At 56.1% G+C, this 9795-nt stretch carries 9 protein-coding genes and 1 pseudogene; 7 read left to right on the top strand and 3 right to left on the bottom strand.

Annotated features, from left to right (window positions below; genetic code table 11):
* Positions 1-2849 (bottom strand): annotated as a pseudogene (gene gcvP, locus ABNS66_RS15580) (aminomethyl-transferring glycine dehydrogenase); the annotation flags it as partial.
* Positions 2850-3092: 243 nt separating this feature from the next.
* On the opposite strand from gcvP, the gene ABNS66_RS15575 reads away from it, so the two are divergent.
* From ABNS66_RS15575 to ABNS66_RS15560, 4 genes are all read left to right on the top strand, one after another.
* Positions 3093-4157 carry a peptidoglycan-binding domain-containing protein gene (locus ABNS66_RS15575; protein ID WP_286836931.1) on the top strand — a complete coding sequence of 355 codons (1065 nt, stop codon included), beginning with the start codon at positions 3093-3095 and terminating at the stop codon, positions 4155-4157.
* Between the two features lie 49 nt (positions 4158-4206).
* Positions 4207-4791, top strand: coding sequence for a uracil-DNA glycosylase family protein (locus tag ABNS66_RS15570; protein ID WP_286694954.1), 585 nt, complete (start codon positions 4207-4209; stop codon positions 4789-4791).
* The gene (locus ABNS66_RS15565; protein WP_286836933.1) at positions 4788-5402 is read left to right on the top strand and encodes an NUDIX hydrolase; all 615 of its coding nucleotides are present in this window, start codon (positions 4788-4790) and stop codon (positions 5400-5402) included. Before ABNS66_RS15570 ends, ABNS66_RS15565 begins: the two co-directional genes overlap by 4 nt.
* A 68-nt stretch (positions 5403-5470) precedes the next feature.
* Positions 5471-6046: a DUF1134 domain-containing protein gene (locus ABNS66_RS15560; RefSeq protein ID WP_204995633.1), complete on the top strand. Its 576-nt coding sequence runs from the start codon at positions 5471-5473 to the stop codon at positions 6044-6046.
* Positions 6047-6067: 21 nt separating this feature from the next.
* Here the strand turns inward: ABNS66_RS15560 and ABNS66_RS15555 are convergent, their stop codons facing one another.
* Both ABNS66_RS15555 and greB read right to left on the bottom strand, forming a co-directional pair.
* Positions 6068-7339, bottom strand: a complete 1272-nt coding sequence (locus tag ABNS66_RS15555) for an alpha/beta hydrolase (protein ID WP_286836935.1) — start codon at positions 7337-7339, stop codon at positions 6068-6070.
* A 30-nt stretch (positions 7340-7369) separates the two neighbouring features.
* Positions 7370-7879, bottom strand: coding sequence for a transcription elongation factor GreB (greB, locus tag ABNS66_RS15550; RefSeq protein WP_286836937.1), 510 nt, complete (start codon positions 7877-7879; stop codon positions 7370-7372).
* Between the two features lie 82 nt (positions 7880-7961).
* Here greB and ABNS66_RS15545 point away from each other — a divergent pair, with 82 nt between their 5' ends.
* The 3 genes from ABNS66_RS15545 to ABNS66_RS15535 all read left to right on the top strand — a co-directional run.
* Positions 7962-8783 (top strand): M23 family metallopeptidase, encoded by an 822-nt coding sequence (locus ABNS66_RS15545; RefSeq protein ID WP_286836939.1) that lies wholly within the window; start codon positions 7962-7964, stop codon positions 8781-8783.
* 45 nt (positions 8784-8828) lie between these two features.
* Positions 8829-9014 (top strand): Trm112 family protein, encoded by a 186-nt coding sequence (locus tag ABNS66_RS15540; RefSeq protein ID WP_027872727.1) that lies wholly within the window; start codon positions 8829-8831, stop codon positions 9012-9014.
* Between the two features lie 124 nt (positions 9015-9138).
* Positions 9139-9795, top strand: a 657-nt coding sequence (locus ABNS66_RS15535) for an alanine--tRNA ligase-related protein (RefSeq protein WP_348655388.1), incomplete at its 3' end; no start/stop codon positions are given.

The raw sequence follows: 9795 nt of genomic DNA, 5'->3' as shown, positions 1-9795 counted from the left end.
CAGGAGAACATCAAGTTGCGGCCGCCGTAGACATTGTCGATACGATTGACCGTTGGCCAATACTTCGACTATCTCAAGACGTTAACGGGCCATGCGGCTTCTTCGCGACTGTAGGCGCGCGCCCAGTCACTGCTGATGATATCGGCTTGCGTGTGCGGTGCATTAACCAGTGGGTTATCGTCAGCGGGAAGCTGGCCGGCTTCCACGCGCGCAATTTCCTTGCGAATGTGGATCATGGCGTCGCAGAAGCGATCGAGTTCGGCCTTGGCTTCGCTTTCAGTCGGCTCGATCATGAGTGTACCGGGCACCGGGAAGGACATGGTTGGGGCGTGGAAACCATAATCCATTAAGCGTTTTGCAACGTCTTCTTCGCTGATGCCACTGCTTTCTTTTAAGGGGCGCAGGTCGATAATGCACTCGTGGGCAACGCGACCGTGTTTGCCGGTATAAAGGATGGGGTAGTGGTCAGCCAGGCGCTTGGCCATGTAGTTGGCGTTAAGAATCGCAACTTCCGTGGCGCGGCGAAGTCCGGCGCCGCCCATCATGCGGATATACATCCAGGAAATAGGCAGGATGCTGGCGCTGCCGTAGGTGGCTGCCGATACCGTATCGTTTTCACTACCCAGGCCATCAATCGGCTGTACGGGGTGATTGGGCAGAAAGGGAGCCAGGTGGGCTTTAACACCGATAGGTCCCATGCCTGGGCCGCCACCACCGTGGGGAATACAAAATGTCTTGTGTAGATTGAGGTGCGATACGTCGGCACCAAAATGGCCGGGAGCGGCAAGGCCGACCAGGGCATTCATATTGGCGCCGTCGACGTAAACCTGGCCACCGTGCTCGTGAACGATGTCGCAAATTTCGCGAATGCCTTCTTCGAAAACGCCGTGAGTAGAGGGGTAGGTCACCATCAGTGCGGCGAGCTCGTCGCGGTGTTGCTCGGCTTTTTGCCGCAAATCCGCGACATCAACATTGCCCAGTTCGTCGCAGTTGACGATCACCACACGCATACTTGCCATCGCTGCTGACGCGGGGTTCGTGCCGTGTGCTGAGCTCGGTATCAGGCAGATGTCGCGCTGCGCATCGCCGCGGCTTTCATGGTAGCGGCGGATGGCAAGCAGTCCGGCATATTCGCCTTGAGAGCCCGCATTCGGCTGCATGGAAAACTTGTCGTAGCCTGTGCATTCCACCAGTTGTTTTTCTAATTCATCAACCAGCTGCAGGTAACCCGTTATCTGATTTGCGGGGGCAAAGGGGTGGATGCGCCCCAGCTCGGGCCAGGTAACCGGGATCATCTCGCTGCTGGCATTGAGTTTCATGGTGCAGGAGCCGAGCGCGATCATCGAGTGGTTAAGCGCAATGTCCTTGCGCTCCAGGCGGCTCATATAGCGCAGCATTTCCGTTTCGGAGTGGTAGCTATTAAAGACCGGGTGTTCAAGAACGCTGGTGTGGCGTTGCATATCCACCGGTATTCCCGGCAATTCGCCGAGCTGACTGTCGATATCCGCTACGCTGGGTAGCGATTGGTCTGCTGCAAATACTGACCAAATTTGCTCGATATCTTTGCTGCGAGTGGTTTCATCCAGGCTGATGCCGAGGCTGTCGCGGTTGCGCCGGAAGTTAAGGCCCAGTGCCTCAGCTTTGTCGGCCAACTCACTGCTGCGCTCGCCACAGGCGACCGTTAGCGTGTCGAAGAAATGGGTGTTGCAGTTGAAACCGAGCTGCTTGAGGCCCGATGCGAGTATGGCGGTAGAGCGATTGACGCGAAGTGCGATCCGGCGAAGCCCCTCAGGACCATGATAAATGGCGTAAAACACCGCCATAATGGCCAGCAGCGCCTGCGAGGTACAGATATTGGAGGTGGCCTTTTCGCGGCGGATATGTTGCTCGCGGGTTTGCATGGCCATGCGCAGCGCGGGTTTTCCGCGGCTGTCTACCGACACACCAATGATGCGGCCAGGTACGGAGCGCTTATGCTTGTCTTTGGTTGCAAAGAAGGCTGCGTGGGGGCCGCCAAAGCCCATGGGGACGCCAAAGCGCTGAGCGCTGCCAACGACAATATCGGCACCCTGTTCGCCTGGCGGTGTGAGTAGCATCAGGCTGAGAAGGTCGGCAGCGACCACGCTAAGGCAGTCTTTCTCCTGCGCGAGCTGACAAAGTCCCCGCAGGTCACGAATTTCACCACCTGTCTGTGGGTATTGAACTAGCACGCCGAAACAGGGCTGCGCTTCCAGATCGCTAAAGGCGTCGCCGACGACGACCTCGAGGCCGAGCGCGTCGGCGCGTGTTTTAAGTACCGCGATAGTTTGTGGGTGGCAGTGCTGGTCGACGAAAAATACATCACTTTTGTTTTTCCGCGCAGCGCGTTTGCACATCGCCATGGCTTCCGCGGCAGCGGTAGCTTCGTCCAGCAGCGATGCGTTGGCGAGATCCAGTCCGGTGAGGTCGCTCACCATTTGTTGGAAATTCAGCAATGCCTCTAGGCGCCCTTGCGCGATCTCCGGCTGGTAGGGTGTGTACGCGGTGTACCAACCCGGGTTTTCCAGTACGTTGCGCAGAATGACCTTGGGAGTATGGGTGTCGTAGTAACCCATGCCAATATAAGAACGGGCAATGGTGTTTTTGGCGGCAATACTGGCCAACTCATTGAGTGCATCTTGTTCGCTAACCCCGTCGGGTAGCGGCAGTGAGTCACGCAAAATGGAGGCGGGAACAGTTTCGCTGATTAATGTCTCTAGCGAGCTGCTGCCCAAGCTGTTGAGCATAGCGCGAACTTGCTCTTCGTTGGGGCCGATGTGCCGCTGTTGAAATTCACCTGAGTCACTAAGTTGCTTGAGAGAGTGGGTCATTATTGCAAGGCGCCTGCGTTCAAAAAAAGCGCGCTCATTAAAGCATATTGTGGTTGAAATTTCCCCGGCATTATTGCCGCCAGCTGCGATATTTTCCTTGGAGATCGCCGCATTCAGGCGGTTTATTGTGTGGTTTAGCGAATTGTGGAAATTGCGGTCGATAAGCTAAATAAATTCGTTATAAAATGCGGTAAACATAGCTCGCTCGTTAGGTGTGTGGGCCCTAGTCAATAGGAGAAGAGAGTGATTCGCAGTGCCACGCTTGCCGTATTGATCGCCGCTGTTTGCAGTGCCTGTGTGATGGCCCCGAACTACCGGGGTGGCCGCACACCCGTCGAGCAAGGTGGCCAGCGTGTTGCCTCTCTGGAAACCGCGCTGGCGGATGCGTTGATCCAGATTGAAAAGCTCAAGGCACGAGACGGTGGTAGCGTGCTATCGGCAATGCCGCCCGATGCACAGACGGGCGCTTGTTATGCTCGAATGCTGTTGCCGCCAAAATTTATTGATCGCGAAGCCACTCGGGTGGTGAAGGAGTCCAGTGAGAAACTGGAGATGCAGCCCGCCAAAACGGAGTGGCGCGAAGAAAAGGTTGTGGTGAGCGAGGCCTACACGCAATTAAAGGTGGTTCCTGCGACCTATAAATGGGTTGAAGAAAAAACGCAGGTGCTTCCCGCCAGGGTTCGCCAAGAATTGGTGTCTGAGGCTGAATACGAGACAGTAACAGAGAAAATTCTGAGCAAGCCGGCAGAGTCGGTGTGGCGCCCGGGGCGCGGTGCGGTAGAAAAGATTGATGAAGACAGCGGCGAGATTCTCCACCTGGTGGAGGTGCCCGCCAAGTACCGCCGAGTCGAGCGCCAGGTGTTGAAGCGCCCAGCCGTGTACCGCCGCGTTGTTGAGCCCGCCGTTTTCGAGACGGTGAAAAAGCGGGTAATCGACAAGCCTGAGCACACCATTGAGGTGAAGGTGCCTGCAACAACCAAAACGGTGCGCGTGCAGCACGTTGTCGAGCCGGCAAAGGTCAAGCGCATTAAGGTACCTGCTGTATATGAGCGCTACAGCTATCGTGAAAAAATTGCCGATGAGACCTTGGTGTGGCGGCAAATTCTGTGCAAACGCGACGCAAGTGAAGCCAGAATTCGCAATGTTCAGCGAGCCCTGAACGAGCGCGGCTTTGATGCGGGCTATGCCGATGGCATTCTCGGTAAACGCACACGTACCGCTATTCACAGGTTTCAGCAGGAGAAGGGATTGGCGACAGGCCGTTTGTCAGTCGAGACCCTGGACGCGTTGGATATTGCGGCACCTTAGCTAATGCTGTTCCCTTGCCGCCATATGCATTCGACTGCAAAATGCGGCTATGGAGAACCTTCAACAGTTACTTAATGAAGTAGCGGCATGCCGCCTTTGTGAATCGGCGCTGCCTCTTGGTCCGCGCCCGGTTCTGCGGGTCGCGCCAGAGGCTCGAATTCTTATTATCGGGCAGGCCCCGGGGTTGAAAGTGCACAATAGCGGGCTGCCTTGGGATGACCCTTCCGGTGACCGCCTTCGCGGCTGGTTAAATATCGATCGAGAGCAATTCTATCGCGACGCACGCCTCGGTATTCTGCCGATGGGCTTTTGTTACCCCGGCAAGGGCAAGAGTGGCGATTTGCCGCCTCGCCCCGAGTGCGCGCCAACATGGCATGAGCGCCTATTGCAGCAGATGCCGCAAATAGAGGTTGTGCTACTAATCGGCCAGTATGCTCAGAAGCGCTATGCCGGTGATGACGAGAAAAACCTCACCGAGCGCGTGCGAAACCAATCGCTAGACGGGCGGTTTATCAGTCTTCCACATCCCTCGCCAAGAAATATCCGTTGGTTTAAGCAAAATCCTTGGTTTGATGAGCAGTTACTGCCATCGTTTCAGCGCCGAATACACCCCCTGCTAAGCGAGTCGTCGTGAGTGATAAAAAACACTCAGTGATCATTGGGCCCTGGCGGCTGCATCACAGTGAAAATGTCTACGAAAATCCGTGGCTGCGGCTTGAGCATCACGAGGTGACCACGCCGGGAAACACGCCGGGCATCTACGGGAAAGTTTGCTTTAAGAACCGCGCGGTGGGCGTGATACCGGTAGATGAGCAGGGCTACACCTGGTTGGTGGGTCAATATCGCTATCCGCTGCAAGCCTACAGTTGGGAGATACCTGAGGGCGGTTGTCCTCTCGGCAGCTCCGCGCCGGAGGCAGCGCTGCGCGAGCTGGCTGAAGAGACCGGCCTGCGTGCGACGGCGCTGCACTCATTGATGACGCTGCACACCAGTAATTCCTGCACCGATGAAGTGGCGGAGCTTTATGTCGCGCGGGGCCTAACGCTTGGCGAAAGCGCGCCGGAGCCCTGCGAGGAGCTTGAAATCCGGCGTCTACCCTTGACCGAGGTAATAGACATGGCGCTTTCCGGTGAGATTACCGATGCTATCAGCGTCGCTGCGCTGCTAAAACTGCACGCCTTGTTGCTGAAGTATGAGGGCTGTTGGAGGACGTTGCTTGAGCGCCTGCCGCCCAGTGAGATATAAACAACGTTGTCGGTAATAGCCGCCGGCGGCAAGACAGGGCCCTTGATAGGCGCCTAAGAGGAGGTCGTATGAAACAGATAATGCGGTGGAGCAAGGGTGTATTTGCTGCTTTGGTTGTCATGCTGTCAACGCTGGCGGGTGCCCATGCGGAAGAGTCCACCAAGGGCTTCAGTCGCGAGCAGGTAATGGAAAAAGCCGGGTTATTTTTCGGCGAAACAACCGAGGGGTTGGCAAAGGCGGTCGAGAAGGTTTTTGCCGAACAAGGTGAGCCCAACGCCATTATTGTTGGCGAAGAGGTCTCCGCAGCACTGGGGGTTGGTGTGCGCTACGGCCGCGGTGAATTGCAAACCCTCGGTGGGGAGGTGCGCGCGATATTTTGGCAGGGTCCTTCCATCGGATTTGATCTCGGGGCAAATGCCTCCAAGGTTTTTACGCTGGTTTATCAGCTTGACGACGTCGAGCGTTTGTATCAGCGCTTCCCGGGCGTGGAAGGGAGTATATATGTTGCGGCCGGTGTCGGGGTGAATTACCAGCGCAGTGGCGACATCGTATTGGCGCCTATCCGCACGGGTGTTGGTCTGCGTAGCGGCGCCAATGTTGGGTATTTGCAGTACAGCAAAAAAGCCAGCTGGAACCCGTTTTAGGGGCTCGCGCTAAAGCCCGGTTTACGCCGGGCTGGTTTCATCGCTGAGCGTTGCGGTCGTCTTTTCGGCTTGCGCCAGATAGCGCTGGTGAAGGCAGTGGCAATAGTCGCAGAGGGCATTGACCACAATTTGGCTTCGCAGCGAGATCACCAAGTCGAAGGCGTGCTGAGCATCGGGCAGTTCGGCATAGGCCACGGGGTTTTTCGAGCTGGCCTTCAACTCTGCATAGAGCTCACGCGACTCTTTCACCGGTACAAGTGTGTCCGCTTCGCCGTGAATAATGAGAAAGGGTGGTGCATCTTCATGTATCCATGACACGGGTGAGGCGCTGCGCCACAGTTCGCCGTCCTCGCTACGGGTCTTCTTAATCACGCGCTCAGCCAGCCATTGTTCTAAACCTTCGTTGTGCCGCTGTGCCTTGCTGTTCAGAAAATCATAGACCCCGTAAAACGGGATGCAGGCTTGCACCTGAGTGTCGCGCTCTTCAAAGCCCGGCTGAAACTCGGCGGCGTTAGCACTCAGTGCTAACAGACTACTTAAATGACCACCAGCAGAGCCGCCTGTGGCAACGATAAAGTCGGGATCACCACCGTAGTCGGCGATGTGATCTTTGGTCCAGACCAGCGCGCGTTTGCAGTCGATAATATGGTCGGGGAAGGTTGCCGCCGGACTCAGGCGATATTGAACGGCAACGCAAATCCAGCCGTTTTCGGCCAGCTGTGTCATCAGTGGCAGGGCCTGCTGCTCTTTGCTGCCCAGGTTTTGCATCCATGCGCCGCCGTGTATTTGTAGCAGTACCGGTGCATTTTTGGGGCAATCCCGGCGGCGATAGATATCGACATGAAGCTTGCGGCCATTAACATCGCAATAGGGAATATCCTTCAAACGCTCGACCCGCGGGTGGCGGAACGCGAAGGGTTTTAGCAAGCGGTCGCTGTCGGGGGTGTAGTGCAGGTTATCGGGAGTCTGCGGATAATCGTCAGTCTCCAGCGCTTCGCAAACAGCCGCACGCATAATTGCCTCATTATTTCGCGCCCTGAAGTAAAACAAACCCAAGCTAAGCCAGCTTGCCATGGCGATCAGCAGTCCGAGGCTATCGGCGAGGCCGTCGAGTTCGCCGAATAACACAATCCCTGCCGTAAGCAGCACATTGATGGCTATGATATGCAGACCGAGTTCGCCCGCTAACATGCCAAAAATGAAGCTGACGATGCCCATGAATTCAGGTTTACCTTTCCAGGGGTGGTAGGCGTTCCAGCTAAACCATGCCCAGAAGAGTGAAAGTGTCAGCATTGCGAATGTGCCTCGGTTGATGTGTACGACTCAGCGCGGAGAATGCCCGTATTGAATGGCGGTAATATAATAAAGCTTTTCGCCGGTTGGCGTTGTGACGGAAATTTCATCATCTACTCGCTTGCCAAGCAAGGCTTTCGCCAGCGGCGAGTCCATGGAAAGTTTGCCACTGCTGACATCAAACTCATCCGGGCCAACAATGCGGTAATGGCTTTTGTTACCGTCTTCATCCTCTACGGACACCCATGCGCCGAAGAAGACCCGTTCTCGGTCGCTGGGGAATTCGTCGACCACAGTGAGTTCATCGAGCCGTTTGCTGAGAAAGCGCACCCGGCTGTCGATTTCCCGCAACCGTTTTTTGCCGTAGATATAGTCGCCGTTTTCCGACCGATCGCCATTCTTTGCCGCCTCGTGCACGGTTTGGGTGACTTGTGGGCGCTCCACTTTCCACAGTTGACGCAGCTCTTCACGAAGGGCGCGCTCGCCCTCGGGGGTGATGTACCGAGAGCCTCGTTGACGGGGCGGACGATAGCGACTCATTTGTTGTCAAAACCTTAAGCGAGATGCTGAATCGCTCATAATATCGCGATATGGTGTGAGCCAGGAATTGTTAGGAGGGAATATGCGCACGTTAATACTCTTCATAGGCGCGCTATTGTCGGTGCAGGCCGGCGCTGTTGAGCTGCAAGGGCAGTTGATACAGGGCGGGCTTATCCACGGCAAAGTGGCACCTGGCAGCCGGGTGGAGCTCGGAGAGCACTCGGTGAAAGTGGCCGAAAATGGCGTATTTGTTGCCGGTTTTGATCGGGATGCGCCCGCAGTAATGACGTTGCGCGTGTGCCACGACGGCGACTGTGCCAGCCAGGAACTTGCGATAGCGCAGCGCGAATACGCCGTGCAGCGGGTAAATGGGGTCCCTCAGAAAACCGTGACACCGCCGGCAGAGGTGCTGGCGCGTATTCGTCAGGAATCCGCCATGGTGGGTAAGGCGCGCCGGCGCAGTGAAGACCGGCAGGATTTTTTAAATACCTATCAATGGCCGCTAATTGGCCCCATCACTGGTGTTTTCGGGAGTCAGCGTGTCTATAATGGCACCCCCGGTCGACCACACTATGGTGTGGACGTGGCGAGGCCCGTGGGGGCAACCGTTACCGCGCCCAACAGCGGCGTGGTGACGCTGGTTCATAACGACATGTTTTACTCGGGCGGAACCCTGATCATCGACCACGGCCAGGGCATCTCTTCCACGTTCATCCATTTGAGTAAAATTTTGGTTGCGCTTGGGCAAGAGGTGGAGACTGGGCAACCCATCGCCGAAGTAGGTGCAACGGGGCGGGCGACAGGGCCGCATCTTGACTGGCGCATGAACTGGCATGGTCAGCGTTTAGATCCAGCGCTATTGGTAGGGCCGATGCCCCGTGAGCTGGCGCCCGTCAGTGAGTGAGCGCACCCCGGGGCTGCGTTGTTGTTTTGATTTAGAGTGTTGAAAATGATTGATAAAAAGTTGTTGGAAATCTTGGTTTGCCCGGTGAGCAAAGCGCCTGTCGAGTTCGACGCTGAGCGCAATGAGCTGGTGTGCCGCGCCAGCGGTTTGGCGTACCCGGTGCGCGACGGTATTCCGGTAATGCTGGAGTCAGAGGCGCGACCACTGACTGCTGATGAAAAACTTGGCTAATTCACCCGTTGTCGCAGGCGTTGGCGCATACATCGCCTGCTGATTTCGCTATACTTTTTCCTTTCCGCCGGAAGCTGTCTTCCGGCGTTTGTCGTTATGTAGACCCCAGAGTGAGACCGTGTTCATGAAAAGCGCTGCTATCCGCGATGCCTTTATTCGCTACTTTGAAAGCAAGGGACACACCCCGGTGGCCAGTAGTTCGCTGGTACCCGGTAATGACCCTACGTTGCTTTTTACGAATGCGGGGATGGTGCAATTTAAAGACGTGTTCCTCGGTCGCGATAAACGCAATTACAGCCGCGCGGTCAGCAGCCAGCGCTGTGTTCGCGCCGGGGGTAAACACAACGATTTGGAGAATGTTGGCTACACCGCTCGTCACCATACCTTCTTCGAAATGCTGGGGAATTTTAGCTTTGGCGACTATTTCAAACGCGATGCCATTCTCTTTGCGTGGGAATTCTTAACGTCGAAAGAGTGGTTGAATATCGATAGCTCACGTCTGTGGGTAACGGTCTATGCCGACGATGATGAAGCCTACAAAATATGGAATGAAGAGGTTGGTGTTCCGGCTGAGCGCATGGTGCGTATCGGCGACAACAAGGGCGCCAAATACGCCTCGGATAACTTCTGGTCGATGGGTGACACAGGCCCCTGTGGGCCCTGTACAGAAATTTTTTATGACCACGGTGAAGATGTAGCTGGTGGTCCTCCGGGGAGCCCGGATGAGGACGGCGACCGCTACATCGAAATCTGGAACAACGTTTTCATGCAGTACAACCGC

It is taken from the genome of uncultured Spongiibacter sp., from assembly GCF_964011655.1.
In the GTDB taxonomy this organism is placed as follows: Bacteria; Pseudomonadota; Gammaproteobacteria; order Pseudomonadales; family Spongiibacteraceae; genus Spongiibacter; species Spongiibacter marinus.
The sequence above is the reverse complement of the archived record's forward strand: the minus strand, read 5'-3'. Positions and strand labels throughout refer to the sequence as shown.